This is a genomic window from Sphingopyxis sp. GW821-FHT12C06, from assembly GCF_058807415.1.
This window is the reverse complement of sequence record NZ_JBXAQR010000004.1, coordinates 533451-552168: the sequence shown is the minus strand read 5'-3', so window position 1 is coordinate 552168 and position 18718 is coordinate 533451. Positions and strand designations below refer to the sequence as shown.

22 protein-coding genes are annotated in these 18718 nt (G+C 64.6%); 18 read left to right on the top strand and 4 right to left on the bottom strand.

Annotated features, from left to right (window positions below; genetic code table 11):
* Nucleotides 1–16 precede the first annotated feature (16 nt).
* On the bottom strand, nucleotides 17–796 hold the full coding sequence (gene purC / locus AC1RRJ_RS14970; RefSeq protein WP_088472761.1) for a phosphoribosylaminoimidazolesuccinocarboxamide synthase: 780 nt from the start codon (nucleotides 794–796) through the stop codon (nucleotides 17–19).
* Nucleotides 797–999: 203 nt separating this feature from the next.
* Between purC and AC1RRJ_RS14965 the strand changes: the two genes are divergently transcribed.
* Nucleotides 1000–1923 carry a crotonase/enoyl-CoA hydratase family protein gene (locus AC1RRJ_RS14965; protein WP_493124033.1) on the top strand — a complete coding sequence of 308 codons (924 nt, stop codon included), beginning with the start codon at nucleotides 1000–1002 and terminating at the stop codon, nucleotides 1921–1923.
* Here the strand turns inward: AC1RRJ_RS14965 and AC1RRJ_RS14960 are convergent.
* Together AC1RRJ_RS14960 and AC1RRJ_RS14955 are read right to left on the bottom strand one after the other, a co-directional pair.
* Nucleotides 1920–3551, bottom strand: coding sequence for an alkaline phosphatase D family protein (locus AC1RRJ_RS14960; protein ID WP_493124031.1), 1632 nt, complete (start codon nucleotides 3549–3551; stop codon nucleotides 1920–1922). The two genes, AC1RRJ_RS14965 and AC1RRJ_RS14960, sit on opposite strands and share 4 nt — an antisense overlap.
* Before the next feature lie 57 nt (nucleotides 3552–3608).
* Nucleotides 3609–4733: a DUF3667 domain-containing protein gene (locus tag AC1RRJ_RS14955; RefSeq protein WP_493124029.1), complete on the bottom strand. Its 1125-nt coding sequence runs from the start codon at nucleotides 4731–4733 to the stop codon at nucleotides 3609–3611.
* Nucleotides 4734–4812: 79 nt separating this feature from the next.
* On the opposite strand from AC1RRJ_RS14955, the gene AC1RRJ_RS14950 reads away from it, so the two are divergent.
* The 16 genes from AC1RRJ_RS14950 (at nucleotide 4813) to rplQ (ending at nucleotide 17637) form a co-directional block, all read left to right on the top strand.
* A complete protein-coding gene (locus AC1RRJ_RS14950; protein ID WP_493124027.1) occupies nucleotides 4813–6099 on the top strand; it encodes a glutamate-5-semialdehyde dehydrogenase in 1287 nt (428 codons plus the stop codon).
* Entirely contained in the window at nucleotides 6063–6758 is a 696-nt protein-coding gene (locus AC1RRJ_RS14945) for a nicotinate-nucleotide adenylyltransferase (protein WP_493124025.1), read from the top strand. Before AC1RRJ_RS14950 ends, AC1RRJ_RS14945 begins: the two co-directional genes overlap by 37 nt.
* Nucleotides 6755–7153: a ribosome silencing factor gene (rsfS, locus tag AC1RRJ_RS14940; RefSeq protein WP_174688498.1), complete on the top strand. Its 399-nt coding sequence runs from the start codon at nucleotides 6755–6757 to the stop codon at nucleotides 7151–7153. The genes AC1RRJ_RS14945 and rsfS overlap by 4 nt, the downstream gene beginning before the upstream one ends.
* Before the next feature lie 33 nt (nucleotides 7154–7186).
* Nucleotides 7187–7615, top strand: coding sequence for a 23S rRNA (pseudouridine(1915)-N(3))-methyltransferase RlmH (locus AC1RRJ_RS14935; protein WP_493124023.1), 429 nt, complete (start codon nucleotides 7187–7189; stop codon nucleotides 7613–7615).
* A complete protein-coding gene (locus AC1RRJ_RS14930) occupies nucleotides 7612–8826 on the top strand; it encodes a murein hydrolase activator EnvC family protein (RefSeq protein WP_493124021.1) in 1215 nt (404 codons plus the stop codon). Before AC1RRJ_RS14935 ends, AC1RRJ_RS14930 begins: the two co-directional genes overlap by 4 nt.
* Nucleotides 8827–8937: 111 nt before the next feature.
* Nucleotides 8938–10329 (top strand): S41 family peptidase, encoded by a 1392-nt coding sequence (locus AC1RRJ_RS14925; protein ID WP_493124019.1) that lies wholly within the window; start codon nucleotides 8938–8940, stop codon nucleotides 10327–10329.
* A 12-nt stretch (nucleotides 10330–10341) separates the two neighbouring features.
* Nucleotides 10342–10824 (top strand): disulfide bond formation protein B, encoded by a 483-nt coding sequence (locus AC1RRJ_RS14920; protein ID WP_493124017.1) that lies wholly within the window; start codon nucleotides 10342–10344, stop codon nucleotides 10822–10824.
* On the top strand, nucleotides 10821–11336 hold the full coding sequence (locus AC1RRJ_RS14915) for a demethoxyubiquinone hydroxylase family protein (protein WP_493124015.1): 516 nt from the start codon (nucleotides 10821–10823) through the stop codon (nucleotides 11334–11336). The genes AC1RRJ_RS14920 and AC1RRJ_RS14915 overlap by 4 nt, the downstream gene beginning before the upstream one ends.
* 80 nt (nucleotides 11337–11416) lie before the next feature.
* The gene (locus AC1RRJ_RS14910; RefSeq protein ID WP_493124013.1) at nucleotides 11417–12016 is read left to right on the top strand and encodes a hypothetical protein; all 600 of its coding nucleotides are present in this window, start codon (nucleotides 11417–11419) and stop codon (nucleotides 12014–12016) included.
* 268 nt (nucleotides 12017–12284) lie between these two features.
* Nucleotides 12285–12683: a hypothetical protein gene (locus AC1RRJ_RS14905; RefSeq protein ID WP_493124011.1), complete on the top strand. Its 399-nt coding sequence runs from the start codon at nucleotides 12285–12287 to the stop codon at nucleotides 12681–12683.
* A 62-nt stretch (nucleotides 12684–12745) separates the two neighbouring features.
* Nucleotides 12746–14089, top strand: coding sequence for a TldD/PmbA family protein (locus AC1RRJ_RS14900; RefSeq protein ID WP_493124009.1), 1344 nt, complete (start codon nucleotides 12746–12748; stop codon nucleotides 14087–14089).
* A complete protein-coding gene (locus tag AC1RRJ_RS14895) occupies nucleotides 14089–14880 on the top strand; it encodes an inositol monophosphatase family protein (RefSeq protein WP_493124007.1) in 792 nt (263 codons plus the stop codon). The genes AC1RRJ_RS14900 and AC1RRJ_RS14895 overlap by 1 nt, the downstream gene beginning before the upstream one ends.
* A 198-nt stretch (nucleotides 14881–15078) precedes the next feature.
* Complete coding sequence (rpsM, locus tag AC1RRJ_RS14890; protein WP_493124005.1) at nucleotides 15079–15447, top strand: 30S ribosomal protein S13; 369 nt, start codon at nucleotides 15079–15081, stop codon at nucleotides 15445–15447.
* Nucleotides 15448–15547: 100 nt separating this feature from the next.
* A complete protein-coding gene (rpsK, locus tag AC1RRJ_RS14885; RefSeq protein ID WP_003040416.1) occupies nucleotides 15548–15937 on the top strand; it encodes a 30S ribosomal protein S11 in 390 nt (129 codons plus the stop codon).
* Nucleotides 15938–16046: 109 nt separating this feature from the next.
* Nucleotides 16047–17105 (top strand): DNA-directed RNA polymerase subunit alpha, encoded by a 1059-nt coding sequence (locus AC1RRJ_RS14880; RefSeq protein ID WP_438322187.1) that lies wholly within the window; start codon nucleotides 16047–16049, stop codon nucleotides 17103–17105.
* A 109-nt stretch (nucleotides 17106–17214) separates the two neighbouring features.
* The gene (gene rplQ / locus AC1RRJ_RS14875) at nucleotides 17215–17637 is read left to right on the top strand and encodes a 50S ribosomal protein L17 (RefSeq protein ID WP_493124002.1); all 423 of its coding nucleotides are present in this window, start codon (nucleotides 17215–17217) and stop codon (nucleotides 17635–17637) included.
* A gap of 75 nt (nucleotides 17638–17712) precedes the next feature.
* Here rplQ and AC1RRJ_RS14870 read toward each other — a convergent pair whose 3' ends face one another.
* Nucleotides 17713–18039, bottom strand: coding sequence for a low molecular weight protein tyrosine phosphatase family protein (locus AC1RRJ_RS14870; RefSeq protein ID WP_493124000.1), 327 nt, complete (start codon nucleotides 18037–18039; stop codon nucleotides 17713–17715).
* A gap of 103 nt (nucleotides 18040–18142) precedes the next feature.
* Between AC1RRJ_RS14870 and AC1RRJ_RS14865 the strand changes: the two genes are divergently transcribed.
* A complete protein-coding gene (locus AC1RRJ_RS14865) occupies nucleotides 18143–18718 on the top strand; it encodes a GbsR/MarR family transcriptional regulator (RefSeq protein ID WP_493123998.1) in 576 nt (191 codons plus the stop codon).

The following is an 18718-nucleotide window of genomic DNA, read 5'->3' as shown; positions in this document are numbered from 1 at the left end:
CCGGGTTGAGCCAGCCTCAGCTGCCCTTTTTCTTCCGGTGGCTGTCGAGGTCGAGCACGGCATTCTCGCTGCCTTCGGGCAGCAGGCCGAGGCGACGTGCGACTTCCTGATAGGCTTCGACTTCGCCGCCGAGGTCGCGGCGGAAACGGTCCTTGTCGAGCTTTTCGTTCGTCGTCATGTCCCACAGGCGGCAGCCGTCAGGGCTGATTTCGTCGGCGAGGATGATACGGCTGAATTCGCCGTCATACAGACGCCCGAATTCGAGCTTGAAGTCGACGAGGCGGATACCGACCGCGGCGAACATGCCAGACATGAAGTCGTTGATGCGGATCGCCATGTCCTGAATATCGTGCAGCTCTTCCTGGCTGCACCAGTTGAAGCAGGCGATATGCTCTTCGGCGACCAGCGGATCGCCAAGTGCGTCGTCCTTGTAGCAATATTCGATCAGGGTGCGGGGAAGCTGCGTGCCTTCCTCGATCCCGAGACGCTTCGACAATGTGCCCGCGGCGACGTTGCGCACGATCACTTCAATCGGCACGATTTCGACCTGGCGAATCAGCTGCTCTCGCATGTTGAGGCGGCGGATGAAATGATGCGGTACGCCGATATTGCCGAGCAAGGTGAATACATGCTCGGAAATCCGGTTATTGAGCACGCCCTTGCCGCTAATCGTGCCCTTTTTCTGGGCGTTGAACGCAGTCGCGTCATCCTTGAAATACTGGATCAGCGTCCCCGGTTCGGGGCCTTCGTAAAGGATCTTGGCTTTGCCTTCGTAGATCTGGCGGCGACGGGCCATGGCGTTCAAACTTTCTGTCGGAACCTAAATGAATGACCCCGGCGAAAGCGACTCAGAAAGAGGCGCAGCGCCGGGGCGATGCGCGGGCCTATAGCGCCAAAGGTTGCGCGCGTCACCCGTCACGTCTTTACGTTTACGTCAACTAGAGCTTGCACTTGCGAACGCCGCTTGCGACGGTGCCCGGGAACCCAAGGAGCAGAAACATGAGCTACGACCAGATTCGCCTCGACAAGCACGAAGGCATCGCCCTCCTGACGCTTCACCGGCCCGACCGGATGAACGCCTTCACTACCGAAATGATGCTGGAAATTGTGGCCGCCCTTGACGAATGCGACGCCGACGATGCGGTCCGCGCCGTGATTTTCACCGGATCGGGCGACCGTGCCTATTGCGCCGGAGCGGACCTCGGCCAGGGCGCCGCGACCTTCGATTATGACAAGCGCAGCGACAAGGCGGCGTCGCTGCCCGATGGCACATCGGCAAGCCCGATCGCCGAAAATGGCACGATCGACTGGTCGCACCCGCTGATTCGTGATTCGGGGGGCCGCGTGTCGATGCGCATCTTCGATTGCAAAAAGCCCGTGCTCGGCGCGATCAACGGCGCCGCGGTCGGCATCGGCGCGACGATGACGCTGTCGATGGACGCGCGCCTTGCCAGCGAGACCGCGCGTTATGGCTTTGTCTTTGCGCGCCGCGGCATCGTACCCGAAGCGGCATCGAGCTGGTTCCTGCCGCGCCTCGTCGGCATCCAGAATGCCGTCGACTGGTGCTTTTCGGGGCGCCTGATCGACGCCGCCGAAGCGCATGAGAAAGGCCTCGTCCAGTCGGTGCACAAGCCCGGCGAACTGGTCGATGCCGCGATCGCCAAGGCGCGCGAACTAACCGCCGACAGCGCGCCGGTGTCGGTCGCGCTGACCCGCCATATGCTGTGGCGGATGCTCGGCGCACCCCACCCGATGAGCGCGCACCGCTGGGACAGCCGTGCGATCTTCGCCCGCGGACGCAGCCCCGACGCGGCCGAGGGCGTCACAAGCTTCCTCGAAAAGCGCCCGCCCAATTTCACCGCAAGCGTCGCGAACGACTATCCGTGGTTCGCCGAATTCGAGGACACGCCGCCTTACAGCTAAGCCGCGTCGTACATCCGCCGCCCGCGCGCCGCCGTCATGCTGTGCGAGCTTTTCAGCGCCGGGCCGTGGCGGCGGATCGTTTCGACATGATGCCAGTTGGCGGTGACCCGGTCGCGGGTGAGCACCACGGTCACATAGCCGCGATCTTCGGTATTCGCCCATTGGAGCTGGGGTGAGGACGCCCGCAGCGCAGCGACGCGCACCGCATCCGACACCCCGGCCGTATAGGCCTCAAACCCCGGCGAGGTGACGCTATGGCCGCCGACCTCGATCCCCGCCGGCCGGCCGTCGTGCGCCAGATCAAACGCCCAGGCGTTGTGGCTGTCGCCTGCGAGCATGACGAGGTTGGCGTCGGCGGATTGCGCCGCGCCGAGCAGGCGGCTGCGCGCCGCCGGATAGCCGTCCCAACTGTCCATGTTGAGCGGAAGCCCCGCCTTGGCCGCGAGCTGTGAGACCTCGACGCGGCGCTTCACAAAATCGGGTTGATCGGCGCCGAACCACCCTGCCGATTCGGGCGGGGTGAACAGGCTGCCCGCCAATATCTGCTGCGCGCAGATCTGCCAGCGCGTCCCGGCTTTGGCAGATTGCGCGAACCCGCCGAACAGCCACGCCTCCTGTTCGGTACCGAGCAATTGACGCGCGGGATCGCGATAGCCGGTGTCGGCGAATTGCCGAAGCTTCGCCGCCGCGTCGCCGCCGCCCGCGAGGATGTCACCAAGCTCAAACGGCTTGTCGCGCGCCGTGATGCGCGTTTCGGGCAGGAAAATCGTCGCGAGATCACCGACCTGATACTCACGCCAACGATTGTCCGCGACGGGCATCCATTCGCGATACGCGCGCTCGGCAGCGACGACGCGGTCGGTCCAGCTTCCCTCGCCTTCATTATGATTTTCGGCTCCGCCTTTCCATGTGTCGTTGGCGAATTCATGATCGTCCCACTGCGCAATCATCGGGAACAGCTGGTGCAGGCGTTGCAGGTCGGAATCGCTGCGATAGGCGGCGTAGCGCAGCCGATAATCGGCGAGAGCGACCAGTTCCTGCGTCGGCTGTACGTCGCGACCGGGCACCATATCTTTGAGCGTCGGATAGTCGCCGGCCTTATATTCATAGAGATAATCGCCGGCATGGACGACAAGGTCGATGTCGTTGCGCGCGGCGGCGTGGCCATAGGCGTTGAACCAGCCGAACTGCAGATTCGCGCAGGAGAAAAGCGCGAGCGTGAAGGCGTTCGTCGCCCCGGCGGGAAGCGTGCGGGTGCGCCCGGTGATCGACTTCGTGCCATCGGGCGCAATGAAGCGATAATAGTACCAGCGGCCGGGTTCGAGCCCATCGATCGCGATTTTCGCGATATGATCGCGCGTGCCACTTGCGGTGACAGTGCCGCCGCCCACGATATGCGCGAAGTCGGCGCTTTCAGAAATTTCGGCGGTCAACGCGCTGTCGTTCGCCGCCGCATAGCGCGTCCAGAGCAGGATCGAATTCGCCCCCGGCTCGCCGCTCGCGACGCCATGGGTAAAGCCCTGCGCCATCATCGCGGCGGCAGTCCCGGGCAAGGCCAGCGCGGCGAGGCCTGCCGTACCAACGCCGATCAGCTGGCGCCGGTTCATGTCTCCCCAAAGCGGATGCATCGCCGTTCTCCTCCAGGATCTCCCGGTTTTGTGCGGGGTTCCTTATTATATGCTGCGCTATCCCATGATGCCGAGCGCGAGCAGAAGCAACATGAAGGTAACCACTGAGAACAGGCTGAAAAACAGCAACAACTGGCTGCGCACCAACGCCCCGAACCGCGACGAACGATAGGCCCCGCGCAGCTGGCGATACATGTGGAAAGGCACATAGATGAGCGCCGCGGCGGTCGCGATATCACCGAAAATCGTCAAGTTAAGCAATCGCACGACAACGAACATGAGCAGCATGAAACTGATTGAATAGGTGACGAAGACGAAATGGTCATAAGTGTGAAAGCGCCGGCTGAACGGAAAGAGCAGCCACATGAAAGGCAACGACAGCGGGATCAGCGCCCAGGCGAATTTATAGGCATTGGCCTGTAGCTTGTAGAAAAGCAGCCCAGGATTCGCGATCGCCTTTTCGAGACCATGGTCGATAAAGGCCACGCCGGTGTTGACCTTGGTCCGCGACAGGAAATCGACCCCCGTCATCACCTGCTCGGCGGGATCGTCCAAAACCGGCGGCCCCTTGTCGAGCTCCCGCTTGCTCAGATTGCGCGCGACCCCCAAATGGTCCGCGCTCTTTTGAAGCGTGTCGCGTTCTTCCTGCAATTGCTTGCGCTCGGCGAATGGCAGCTTCGGATCCGACAGGCGCGAATCGATGCGATCGACCTCTTCCTGAAAACCGGCCTTCATCGCATTGGCCTGTGTCTGTTCAGCCGCCGCCTTCTGCACGTCGAGGCCGCCAACAGACCCCACGCCGACCATCGCGAGCACCGCATAGGTCAGAAACACCGCAAACAGGAACAGCGCGAGCGGAGAGATGAAGCTGGCGCGCTCACCGTGGATATAGCGGCGGGTAAGGTCCCCCGGCCGCCAGGTTAGCAGGGGCAGCGTGTTCCAGATCTTGCCTTCGAAATGAAAGATCGCGTGGACCAGATCATGGCCGATCGCGCTGAAGCTGCGATGGATATCGGCCTTTTGTCCGCAGCGATGACAATGCGATCCGACAAGGCTGGTTCCGCAATTTAGGCAGCGCATGCCACCATGCCCACCGCGCGCTGCGCCATGCCCCGGCTCGACCGCAGAACCCGCCAGCCCCGCCGTAATCGCCGCCCCGATGCCTTCGATATCCCCGCTCATATCTCCCTGCCTAATAGCGCAACGGTCGCCGCGCAACGGGACTTTCGCAGCCCGCGCAAAGCATGATAGGGCAGGCACCATGAACGCCGAAACCCTGACCCCGCCGCCGTCCCTGGCCGATGCCGAGACCCTCATTGCCGACATGGGCGCACGCGCGCGCGCCGCGGCGAAACGACTCGCCGTTGCAACCACCGCCAACAAGGCCGCCGCACTCCACGCCGCAGCGCGCCAATTGCGCGCGCAGGCGGCGGTGATCCTCGACGCAAATGCGCGCGACATGGCCGCCGGGCAAAGCACGGGACTGACCGGCGCGATGCTCGACCGGCTGCGGCTCGACCACGCCCGGCTCAGCGGGATGGCCGATGCGGTCGAAGCAGTCGCTGCACTGTCTGACCCGGTCGGCGCGGAAATCGATTGTTCGGTGCGCCCGAACGGGATGGAGCTCAGCCGCGTCCGCGTACCGCTCGGGGTCATCGGAATCATCTATGAAAGCCGCCCCAATGTCACCGCCGACGCGGCGGCGCTTGGGCTGATGTCGGGCAATGCCGTGATCCTGCGCGGCGGCAGCGAGGCAGTACATTCGAACCGTGCGATCCACGCCGCATTCGCGGCGGGACTCGCCGAAACCGGCCTGCCCGCCGACGCGGTGCAGCTGGTACCAACACAGGATCGCGCCGCGGTTGGCGCGCTGCTTCGCGCGCAGGGCCTGATCGACATCATCATCCCGCGCGGCGGCAAAGGCCTTGTCGCGCGTGTGCAGGATGAGGCGCGCGTTCCCGTGCTCGCGCACCTCGACGGCATCAACCATCTTTATATCGACGGCGCCGCCGATCCCGAAAAAGCCGTCGAACTCGCGGTCAATGCCAAGATGCGGCGCACCGGCATCTGCGGCGCGACCGAGACGATCCTGATCGACCGCGCCTATCCCGCCCCTCTCGCGATCATCGACGCGCTGATCGCGGCGCGATGCGAAGTGCGCGGAGACAAGGCGATCATGGCCCTGAGTCCGCATGTCGAACCGGCGTCAGCTGGCGACTGGGACTGTGAATATCTCGACGCCATCGTGTCGATCGCCATGGTCGACGGCCCCACCGGCGCGCTCGTGCACATCGACAAACATTCGAGCCGCCATACCGACGCGATCGTCACTGAAGATGCCCCGACCGCCGAGCGTTTCCTGTCGGAAGTCGACAGCGCAATCGTCATGCACAATGCCTCGACCCAATTCGCCGATGGCGGCGAATTTGGCCTCGGCGCCGAAATCGGCATTGCCACCGGTCGCCTCCACGCCCGCGGCCCCGTGGCACTCGAAGGTCTGACAACATATAAATGGCTGGTACGCGGGACGGGACAGGTCCGGCCCTGACACGCCGAATCCCCACTGGCCTTCTCGGCGGCAGCTTCAACCCCGCGCATGGCGGCCACCGCGCGATCAGCCGGAATGCCATCGGCGCGCTGGGACTCGACGAGTTGTGGTGGCTCGTGTCGCCGGGCAATCCCCTCAAGCCCAAGGCTGGCATGGCACCGCTGCCCGCCCGCGTCGCGTCAGCGCAGCGCATGGCACGGCGCGCACCGATTCGCGCGACGGGAATCGAGGCCAAACTGGGTACGCGCTACACCATCGATACGTTGAAGAAGCTCGTCCGCCGCTATCCCAATCGGCAGTTCATCTGGATCATGGGCGCCGACAATCTGGCCCAATTGCCCCAGTGGCGCGACTGGCGGGGGATCGCGCGATTGATGCCGATTGCGATTATCGCGCGTCCGGGCTATAATGATCGTGCCCATGCAAGACGTGCGATGGGATGGCTGCGACGATTTGTCCGCCCCGCAGACCTGAAAAGTCAATGGACAGACTGGAGACCGCCCGCCCTCGTGTTCCTGCGATTTTCGCCCGATGTGCGATCCGCAACTGCGATACGGCAGGCCGACCCCCGCTGGTTTGAACGCTATGAAGGCCGCGCCTTGCGCGACCCGCTAACGCGTTTGCGCCTGTCGGGACCCACTAGGAAAGGACGCATTTGATCTCCGCCCCCCAGGATGCCGCGCCCGGCGCCGCACCCGCAAACGACAGCGTGGAAGCGCTCCACGCGCTGATCCTACACCAGCTGGACGAGGACCAGGCCCAGGAAACCATTTCCATCCCGCTTGCCGGAAAAAGCAGCATCGCCGATCATATGGTGATCGCGAGCGGCCGGTCGACGCGCCATGTCTCGGCGATCGCCGACAAGCTGGCGCAACGGATCAAGCAGGAAGCGGGCCGTCTGGTTCGCGTCGAAGGGCTGCCCAATGCCGACTGGGTGTTGATCGATGCCGGCGACGTCATCGTCCATCTGTTCCGTCCCGAGGTCCGCAGTTTCTACAACCTCGAACGCATGTGGTCGTTCGGCGACGCGCCGCCGGTCCCCGCAGCAAATTGACGCCTCTGCCCCGCGCAGGCTAGGCGGGGCGTCATGTTGCTTCACATCATCGCGCGCGGGCGTATCGGGCGAGGGCCCGAGGCCGAGCTGGTCGAACGCTATATGAAGCGCGTGACTTGGGCGCAGAAAATTTCCGAGCTTCCGGATACGGGCGGTCGTATGCCCGTCGCAGCGGCGGGCAGCCGCACCGTCTTACTCGATGAGGGCGGCGAGCAGATGAGCTCGCTCGAATTCGCGAAATTGCTGGAAAGCTGGCGCGACGGCGGGGTCCGCGAGGCGCGTTTCTGCCTCGGCGCCGCCGACGGCTTTACGCCCGAGGAACGCGAAGGCGCCGCCAAGGTGATCGCCTTTGGCCGCGCGACCTGGCCGCACCTGATGGCGCGCGCGCTGCTCGCCGAACAATTGTGGCGCGCCACCAGCATCATCGCCGGCCACCCCTATCACCGGGAGGGCCGCCAATGAAGCGCGCCTTCGCCGCGCTGACAATCGCCGCGACCTTCGCCGGCGGCGCGCTGGCATTGGCGCAGAGCGACGTCTTCGACCCCGTCGTGATCGCCGCACGCGAACAACAGCAATTGCTGGCCGCCAAGGAACAATCGGCCGCAGCGATGGCCCGCAGTGCCGCGCTGGAAAAACAGGCGCTGACGGCCATCGACGAAGCCGACCGGCTGAAAAAACGCAGCGCCGCACTCGCCGCGCGCATCCAGTCGGCGGAGGCCGACATCAGCGCCGGCGAAGCACGGGTCGCGCTGGTCCGCCGCCGCCTCTCGGCCCAGCAGGCGCGACTGGAACAGCAGCAGCAGCCGCTGCTCGAACTCACCGCCTCGCTCCAGCAACTCTCGCGCCAGCCGCCGGTCAGCGTCCTCGCGCAGCCTGGATCGCTGACAGACATGGTCCACGCCCGGGCGGTACTCGATGCGGTGATGCCGGTGATCGAACGGCGCACTGCCGGGGTCCGCCGCGAACTCGCCGTGCTGCACGCGACGCGGCAACAGCAAGCCGTGGCGCTGAAGGCCTTGAGCAGCAGCAGAGTCAAGCTAGCCCAGCGACGCGACGCGCTGACACGGCTCGAAAACGAAGGTCGGCTGCGGTCGCGCGAATTGATGAGCAGCGCGCAGCTGGAGGCCGACCGCGCACTGGGTTTGGGGGAAAAGGCACGCGACATTGGCGAACTGATGGAAGAGCTGGAGGCCGATGGCGCGATCCGCGCCGAGCTGGCACAGCTTGCCGGCCCGGCCCCGCGGCCACGCGACCCCACCAGCGCAAACCCCAGCCCAGCCCCGCCCGCCGCCGAAACGGCCGAACTGACGCGCGGTGCCTATCGCCTGCCCGTCGTCGGGCGTATTGTCGCAGGGTTGGGAGAGGTCAATGAAAGCGGCGTGCGTTCGCGCGGGCTGACGATTGCCGCGCGGCCCGGCGGGCAGGTCGTCGCCCCGGCGCCCGGCCGCGTCAGTTTCGCCGGCGACTATCGCGGCTATGGCAAGATCATCATCATCGACCATGGCGGCGGCTGGATATCGCTGATGACCGGAATGATCGGCCTGTCTACAAACGTTGGCGACACACTGGACGCCGGGGCACCAATCGGCCGCGCCGGGTCCGATGACAGCCGGATCACCGTCGAGTTGCGTCGCGCCGGCCACCCGATCGACATCGCCGCAATGCTCGGCTGAAACGGCCCCATCCGGTCGGGACAGCTCGCTTGACCGGCGCATAAATGCGTAGGAGGATGGCGGACCGGGGATTATAAGGCGGGAATATTCTCGCGTGATTGAAAGACGCCCATGACCGAATCGACCAAGATCGCTACCACCCCGAAGCGCCGTTTTGCCCTGTGGCAGGGCGCCGCCGCGCTCAGCACGCTGGCGCTGGTGCCGCTGGCGACGGGCGCGATGGCGAGCGTCGACGCATCGACGCAGGAAGAAATCGCGCGCTTCATGGACGCCTATCTGGAAGTGAAGGCCAATTATGTCGAACCGGTCAGCGACGACAAGCTGATCGAGGGTGCGATCAACGGCATGCTCGCCAGCCTCGACCCGCATTCAGGCTATCTCGACGCGCGCGGCTTTTCGAACCTGCGTACGCAGACCGACGGCGAATACGGCGGCCTCGGCCTCTCGGTGACGATGGAAGACGGCGTGGTCAAAGTGATCGCGCCAACCGCCGACACCCCCGCCGCGAAGGCGGGAATCAAGGCCGGCGACTATATCACCCATATCAACAAGGAACTGATCTTCGGCATGACGCTTGACGAAGCGGTCGAGCAAATGCGCGGCCGTCCGGGAACCAAGATCGATATCACGATCGTCCGCGAAGGCCAGGACAAGCCGATCGAAATGTCGCTGACGCGCGAGATCATCGATCTGAAACCGGTCAAATGGGAAGTAAGGGGCGACGTCGGCGTGCTGACCGTCACCAGCTTCTCCGCCGACGCGACCCGCGACCTCAAGGCTGCGATGCTCGCGACCGAAAAATCGCTGGGCAAGAAACCGCGCGGCTGGATCCTCGATCTGCGCTCCAACCCCGGCGGACTGCTCGACGAGGCCGTCGGGATCAGCGACCTGTTCCTCGAGCGCGGCGAAATCGTGTCGCAGCGCGGCCGAAAGAAGAGCGATATCGAACGCTATTTCGCCGAACCGGGTGACGTTGCGCAAGGGGCGCCCGTGGTTGTACTGATTGATTCGGGTTCGGCCTCGGCCTCCGAAATCGTCGCCGGCGCCTTGCAGGATCAGCATCGTGCGGTGGTGATGGGCGAGCGCAGCTTTGGCAAGGGATCGGTCCAGACAGTGCTGCCGCTCAGCGACACCACCGCACTCCGCCTGACCACCGCGCGCTATTACACCCCGTCGGGCCGCAGCGTGCAGGAAGGCGGGATCGAACCCGACATCCGCGTACCCCAGCTGTCCGACCCCGACTATGCGGCGCGGCCGAAGTTCCGCGAAAGCGACCTGCGCCGCCACCTCGTCAATGAAAAGAAGGTCGACAACGGCCTGCTCGAAAAGGACGAAAAGCCTGATCCGCGCTTCACCGAGACGCCCGAACAGTTGAAGGCCAAGGGGATCGAGGATTATCAGCTGCATTATGCACTGCAGACGATCGGCCGCATCAATCCGGCAACGCCGCGCATGGCGCAGGGCAGCAAGCCCGCCGCTGCCAAGCCGACCCGCAGCAACTAAGGGGCGCCGCCGATGTTGAACTCGCGCCCCGCTGCGCCGCTTGTCGCGCTCGCCGCCCCGCTCTTGCTTTATGGCGGGGCGCTGGTGTCACAATATGGCTTTGGGCTGCACCCGTGCGAGATGTGCTATTGGCAGCGCTGGCCGCACCAGGCAGCCATCGTGCTGGCAGCGCTCGCACTGCTTCTCCGCGGGAATGACCGGGCAATGCGCATACTGACCCTTCTCGCTGCCGTCGCTATCGCGATCAGCGGTGCGATCGGCGTCTTTCACGCCGGGGTCGAATATGGTTTCTGGGAAGGGCTGACGACGTGCAGTACCGGGGCGAGCGGGCCGATCTCGCTGAATGACATCATGGCGGCGCCGATCACCCGCTGCGACGTGCCGCAATGGACATTGGGCGGCGTTTCGCTCGCGGGCTTCAACGCGATCTTCTCATTCGGCGCCACAGCGCTCGTCTTGACCTTGCTGCGCCGCCGGACCACATCGGCGGTATGAATAACAAGCGCACAGCTTCGATGATCCGCGTCGACCAAGCCGGCGAATATGGCGCGACGCGCATCTATGCCGGCCAGCTCGCGGTGATGGGCGATCGCCACCCGATGGCACGCGAAATCGCGCATATGGCCGATCAGGAAGAACGGCACCGCAAATTCTTCGACGATATGATCGCACGGCGCGGGGTGCGCCCGACCGCGCTGCAACCCATGTGGAAAGTCGCGGGCTTTGCGCTGGGCGCGGTGACCGCAGCAATGGGACCGCGCGCCGCGATGGCGTGCACCGCCGCGGTCGAGACCGAAATCGACCGCCACTATCGCGACCAGCTCGACGAACTGGGCGACAGCGACCCCGAACTCGCCGACGCCGTCGCCGATTTCCGCGCCGAGGAACTCGAGCACAAGGAAGCCGCGCTCGCCGCCGGCGCCGAAAGCGCTCCCGGCTATCCGCTGCTAAGCTTTGCGATCCGCGCTGGCTGCCGCGCAGCCATCGCGCTGTCGAAGCGTATCTGATACAGCCCCTGCACCCGTCCGTTCACGCCGGATGCAGGGTCGCAGTGCCAAATGCCCGTGAAATGACAAAGGATGATCCGATGACCCGCCTCCCCTTTCTTGCGCTGATCCTGGCCGGTAGCACCCTCGCCCTGCCCGCCACCGCACAGGATGACGCAGCCGAGGGTGAAAAGATCAACCAGGTCATCGTCTACGGCAACGACAAGTGCGAACAGAGCAGCCCCGACGAAATCGTCGTTTGCAACCGCCTGCCCGAGACCGAGCGCTATCGCGTGCCGCAGATGTTCCGTGGCGGCAGCGTGCTGGACCCGCGCAATCAGGCCTGGGCGAACAAGGTGGTCGCGCTCGAACGCGTCGGCCGTTTTGGCACCGACAGCTGCTCGCCGACCGGACTCGGCGGCTTCACCGGCTGTACCCAGGCGCTGGTCGCGGGCGCGAAGGCCGAACGTCAAGCCGCTGACAAGACCGACTGGCAGGCGATGATCGCCGATGAACGCGCCAAGCGCATCGCCGGCATCGATGCCGCAGCGGATAACGTCGAGGCCGCGGTCGTCGCCGAGGAAAAAGCGCTGCAAGAACGGCAGCGCCGCGCCGCCGAACTCGAAGCACGCGGCGGTGCGCCTGCAGACACCGACGGCGACCCCGACGCCCAGCCGCTGCCGGTCCCGCCCCCACGCTGAGTCGGGGCGGCATCCGCAACGGCATTTCCGAGTCGCCCCGCGAGATTTCTAGCGCCCTCCTGAGTCTGTCCAATAGGGCCCTCCGCCTCCGTTCGGCGCCCGATGTCACCAAAATTGCAGCGTTTTTTTGCAGCCCAACGCGATTTGGTTCCGAATCCGGGGCGAATCGAAGCAAATTTTAACGAATCACGTGCAACCTGTCTTGACTCGGGAGTTTTTGAGGCAAATCGTGGCGTTTCTGGGAATCGCCGGCCTAAGGGGGCTGAATATGGCATCAACATTTGGACCGCGCCTGTGGCGGCGCTCGACCGCGAGTGTGCCTGCGGCACGAAGCCTCGGTCGCCGAATGACGCTGCATGCAGCGACCGCGCTGATCGCTTTCGCCGCGCTGCAAATCTGGTTGGTGTCCAGCGCGATCTCCGCCGGCGCCCCTTCCGCACTGATCATCGTCGCGCTGGTCATCCTGATCGCGCTGGCACTTCCGATCACGCGCTCGGTTGAGCGCCGCTGGTATCACCTCAGCCGCCAAGCGCTGGCAAGTTGGGGACTCCACGCTCGCTTCCGTCGCGACGTCCGCCGTCTGTGGGCCGCGGCGCTGACGCTGCCCTTTCTGTGGGTCAGTGGCGCGATGGCGGCCACCGACGCAATCACCAAGATCGCGGGCTGATCCGGCGCCTCGCCACCGACTTTGATTTTGACGGCTTCGCCTGCGCCGTATAGGGCGCAGAAATGCTGACCGTTTCCGAAGCCCTCGATCGCGCGCAGATGCTGTGCGACGCCGCCGCCAAAGCCGGCGCCGACGCCGCCGACGCGCTTTACTATTGCAACGCCGCCACCTCGGTCTCGATGCGGCTCGGCGCGCTCGAGGATGTCGAGCGGTCGGAGGGGCAGGATATTTCGCTCCGTGTCTTCGTCGGCCAGCGCAGCGCGAGCGTATCGACCGCCGACATGGATGCCGGCGAACTGGCCAAGCTGGTCGAGCGCTGCGTCGCCATGGCGCGCGAAGCCCCCGAAGACCCCTATGCCGGGCTCGCCCCCGAAGCACTGTTGTTCAAGGGCACCGCCCCCGACTTCGATCTCGACGACGGCAGCGAAGCCGATCCCAAGGCGCTGCGCGAAGCCGCACTCGCAGTCGAGGAAGCCGCTCGCGCGGTCTCCGGCGTGACCAACAGCGAAGGCGGCAGCGCGAGCCACAGCCGCACGCGTTTCGCGCTGGTGACCAGCCACGGATTCGCCGGCGGCTATGGGTCGAGCGGCCACAGCCTGTCAGCGAGCGTAATAGCTGGCGAAGGCGCGAACATGCAGCGCGACTATGGCTGGCACAGCGCGCATTATCTGTCCGACCTGGAAAGCGTCGCCGACATCGGCGCGCGCGCGGGGACCCGCGCCGTCGCGCGTCTCAATCCCGGCAAGGCGCCCGTCGGCAAAGTCCCCGTGCTGCTCGATCCGCGCGTCAGCGGCGGCATGATCGGCCATTTGCTCGGCGCGATCGCCGGCCCGGCAATCGCGCGCGGCACCAGCTTTCTGCTCGGCAAGGAAGAACAGGCGCTGTTCGACAGCGACATCATCATCCGCGACGACCCGCACCGCCAACGCGGGCTACGCAGCCGCGCTTTCGACGGCGAAGGCTTGCCGACCGCCGCGCGCGACATTGTCGCCAATGGCAAGATCACCGGCTGGCTGCTCGACACCGCGTCGGCGAAGCAGCTCGGCCTGACGCCCACCGGCCACGCCAGCCGCGGCGGCGGTGCATCGGGTGTCAGCGCGAGCAACCTCCACCTTGCGGCCGGCAGCCAGTCCCCCGCCGAGTTGATGGCAGGCATCAAGGACGGCGTCTATGTCACCGAACTGATCGGTCAGGGCGTCAACATGACCACCGGCGATTACAGCCGCGGCGCGTCGGGCTTTCTGATCAAGGATGGCCAGATTGCCGGGCCGATCGCCGAATTCACCATTGCGGGCAATTTGATCGACATGTTCGCCGCAATCATCCCGGCGAATGATCTGGAATTCCGCCACGGCACTAACGCGCCGACGTTGCGCCTCGACGGCATGACCGTCGCGAGCAGCTAATGCCCGGCCGCAACCTTGAAGCTGTGATCGCCGCGACCCGCGAGGTCGGCGACATGGCGATGGCGCGCTGGCGCGGCGAGGGCAAGGCGGTCAATGTCTGGAACAAGTCGCACGACAATCCTGTCAGCGACGTCGACCTCGCGGTCGATGCGCGGCTGAAAGCCGTACTCGGCGCGATGGTCCCCGAAGCAGGCTGGTTGTCCGAAGAAACCGCCGACAGTGCCGACCGCCTGTCGCGGCGCGCGATGTGGTGCGTCGATCCGATCGACGGCACCCGCGACTTCATCCGCGGTCGCCCCGGCTGGTGCGTGTCGGTCGCGCTGGTCGTCGACGGCGCCCCCGAAATCGGCGTGCTCTATGCACCCGCGCTCGATGAACTTTGGGTCGCACGCCGCGGCCAGGGCGCATTGCTCAACGGTGAGACGCTGCGCGCCAGCCAGCGCACGAGTTTCGACGGGGCGCGCGTTCCCGCCGACAGCCTGCCCAAGATCGACCGTGACCTGGTGATGGTGACCAAGCCGAACAGCATCGCGTTACGCATGGCCCTCGTCGCCGACGACCGGGCCGACCTTGTCGCGACGCTGCGCTGGGGGTTCGAATGGGACGTCGCCGCCGCCGCGCTCATCGCGACCGAGGCAGGCGCCAGCGTCACCGACGCCTTCGGCCAGCCCCTCATCTTCAACACCCCGCGCGCCCAGGCATTCGGGGTCATCACTTGCGCTCCGGGAATCCACCAAGCCGTCGTCGACCGCTTGCGCGACCGCGCCGTCGCGCTTACAGCGCCCTCCTGACCCGCGGATTTGCGCGCTCCAGTCGCCGCAGCGCGCTTGACAATCGGCCCGACTCGCCGTAACGGCAGCCCTATTCCGACATCTTGACCGGACGGCGAAGCGCGCCTGCGCATCGTGGTCCGTTTTTTGCGTTGGAAGTCAGACGCTTTGAGATGGGGCCGTTTGCCAACGGCCCTGTGGAGCAGGAGAAAGTTTACCATGGCACGTATCGCGGGCGTCAATTTGCCCACCAACAAGCGCGTGATCATCGCGCTCACCTACATCCACGGCATCGGTCGCAAGACCGCCGTCGATATCGCCGACAAGCTGGGCATCGATCACACGCGCCGCGTGCAGGACCTGTCCGACGCCGAAGTGCTCCAGATCCGTGAAACACTCGACGCCGACCACACGGTCGAAGGCGATCTTCGCCGCACCGTGGCGATGAACATCAAGCGCCTGATGGACCTCGCCTGCTATCGCGGCCTGCGTCATCGCAAGGGCCTTCCGGTCCGTGGCCAGCGCACGCACACCAATGCGCGCACCCGCAAGGGCAAGGCCAAGGCGATCGCCGGTAAGAAGAAGTAAGGTTTGAGCGCGTCCCCGGCGCGCTTCCTTATTTTTCGCCGGAGGCAAGCCGCAAGGCGCCGTCGGTCAGCTTCAGGAATTCAGGATTTAGGATAGCAACATGGCACGTGAACCGCAGCGCCTTCGTCGGCGCGAACGCAAAAACATCTCGTCGGGCGTCGCCCACGTCAACGCGACCTTCAACAACACGATGATCACCATCACCGACGCACAGGGCAACGCAATTGCCTGGTCGAGCGCCGGCATGATGGGCTTCAAGGGCAGCCGCAAGTCGACTCCCTATGCTGCACAGGTCTGCGCAGAAGACGCCGGCAAGAAGGCCGCCGAACATGGCGTCCGTACGCTGGAAGTCGAAGTCAAGGGCCCGGGTGCCGGTCGTGAATCGGCGCTGCGCGCGCTGCAGGCGGTTGGTTTCCACATCACCTCGATCCGCGATGTGACCCCGATCCCGCACAATGGTGTCCGCCCGGCCAAGCGCCGCCGCGTCTGACGCCTCTTCCGGGCGCGCCCCACCGCCGGGGCGCCGCCCGACCACCTCTCTACGCCGGACCGGTCGGATCACCGTCCCCGCCCGTCCCGCCAAAAGCAAAGGGAAGACCATGACTGTCAATATCCGGAACTGGCAGGAATTGAAGAAGCCCAGCAACCTGGAAATCAAGGCTGGCAGCGACGGCAAGCGCAAAGCGACCTTCGTCGCCGAACCGCTCGAGCGCGGCTTTGGCCTGACGCTGGGCAACGCGCTGCGTCGCGTGCTGCTCTCGTCGCTTCAGGGCGCAGCGATCACGTCGATCAAGATCGAGAACGTCCTGCACGAATTCTCTAGCCTGGCCGGCGTGCGCGAAGACGTCACCGACATCGTCCTGAACGTCAAACAGATCGCGCTCAAGATGGAAGGCGAAGGCCCGAAGCGGCTGCAGCTGTCGGCAACCGGTCCCGCGACCGTCAAGGCCGGTGACATCATGGTGTCGGGCGACATCAAGGTGATGAACCCGAACCACGTCATCTGCCACCTCGACGACGGCGCGACGTTGAACATGGAACTCGTTGCCGACACCGGTAAGGGCTATGTGCCCGCCGTCGCCAACCGTCCCATCGACGCGCCGATCGGCCTGATCCCGATTGATTCGCTCTACTCGCCCGTGCGCCAGGTCGCCTACAAGGTCGACAATGCCCGCATCGGCCAGGAACTGGACTATGACAAGCTGAACCTGACCGTCGAAACCGACGGTACGGTCACCCCGGAAGACGCCGTCGCTTATGCCGCGCGCATCCTCCAGGACCAGCTCCAGGTCTTCGTCCACTTCGAAGAAGCGATGAACGACAGCGGCCTGATCGGCATGGCAGCCCCCTCGGCCGCGAGCGACGAATCGGACGTCAACCAGCTCAACCGCTTCCTTCTCAAGAAGGTCGACGAGCTGGAACTGTCGGTGCGTTCGGCGAACTGCCTCAAGAACGACAACATCATCTACATCGGCGATCTCGTTCAGAAGACCGAAGCCGAAATGCTTCGCACCCCGAACTTCGGCCGCAAGTCCTTGAACGAAATCAAGGAAGTGTTGTCATCGATGGGCCTGCGCCTCGGCATGGACATCCCCGGCTGGCCGCCGGAAAACATCGAAGAAATGGCCAAGAAGCTCGAACAGGAGCTGCTCGGCTGATCTGGCACCCCGGCGTAAGCCGGGGTCCACAACGGGAAAGGGTCGGCCCGTGCATCGACCAGGCTTGGGGTACCTTGAACGGCCCCTCTGACAAACGAAGGAATGGATTATGCGTCATAAAGTTGGTGGCCGGAAGCTTCAGCGCACCAGCGCGCATCGCACCGCGATGTTCCGCAACATGTCGGCCTCGCTCATCAAGCATGAGCAGATTCTGACGACCGTCGCCAAGGCGAAGGAACTGCGTCCCTACGTCGAAAAGCTGGTCACGCTCGCCAAGCGCGGCGGCCTTGCCAATCGCCGTCTGGCGATGGCTCGCCTGATGGACGACAAGCAGCTCGTGAAGCTGTTCGACATTCTGGCCGAGCGTTACAAGGACCGCGCCGGTGGCTACACCCGCGTGATCAAGGCTGGCATCCGCGCCTCGGACGCGGCTTCGATGGCTGTCATCGAATTCGTCGACCGCGATGTCGATGCCAAGGGCCAGGATTCGGGTCCGGTCGATCAGTATGACGAGGATATGGCGGAGGCCTGAGCCTCGCATCCGGCGATACAGGAACAAGGGCGGCATCCGAAAGGATAGCCGCCCTTTTCTTTGCCCAGCCTAGCATCAGGCAGGCAGGTGGCGAGACACCCTGGCCTTCAGAAGCCCGACCAACTCCTCATCCATAAACTCGTATTCATCGGGAATTTCCAGGCAGATGACGCGGACGCCTTTCAAATCCCGGCGATGCCGTCGCTGAAGCTTGTCGCGGTGGGTTCTTTCCATCACAAAAATTATATCCGCCCAGCGGACGATCTCGGAAGTCAGAGGATTTTCGGCGTCGTTATTGGTTCCTGCGGACGCAACTTCGATACCCGGATGACTGGCGAACACCTGCTCTGCCGTGGGACTGCGCAGCTTGTTCTGGCTGCAAATGAACAATACATTTCTCATGCGACCGGCATGGCAGACTTTCGCCTGCTTCGGCAACGGATCGCATTTCAGCTCCGCTCGAACACCACTTGACAGGTGACCCGCCCTATCCGATATTTCTGTTATGACAGAAATTAACGAACATGATTCGAAACTGTCCCCCGCAGCGACCGAGTTCATCCTCCACTGGGGCAGCCTCGGCGGGCAGTGGGGCGTCAACCGGTCGGTGGCGCAGATTCACGCGCTGCTGTTCGTGTCCGACCGCCCGCTCCATGCCGAAGAGATTGCCGAGATGCTGGGCATCGCGCGCTCCAACGTCTCCAATTCGATCAAGGAGCTCCTCGGCTGGCGACTGATCCAGCGGATGCCGATGCTCGGCGACCGGCGCGATCATTTCGCCGCCGAAACCGATATCTGGGAAATGGTGACGCGCATCGCCGCGGGCCGCAAGGCGCGCGAGATCGATCCTGCAGAGGCAGCGCTGAAAGCTTGTGTCGCTCAGGCAGCAGACGATCCAGCGCTCAGCGACGGAGCGAAAGCACGCCTCGCCGACATGCTCGACTTTGTCAGCACGATGAGCCGCTGGCACGACGAGATGCTCAGCGTACCCAAGCCAGCGCTGATGCGGCTGATCAAGCTCGGCGCCGGGGTGACGAAACTGATCAACTGGCGCCCCGGCAAGGCCAGGGACGCGCGGTAG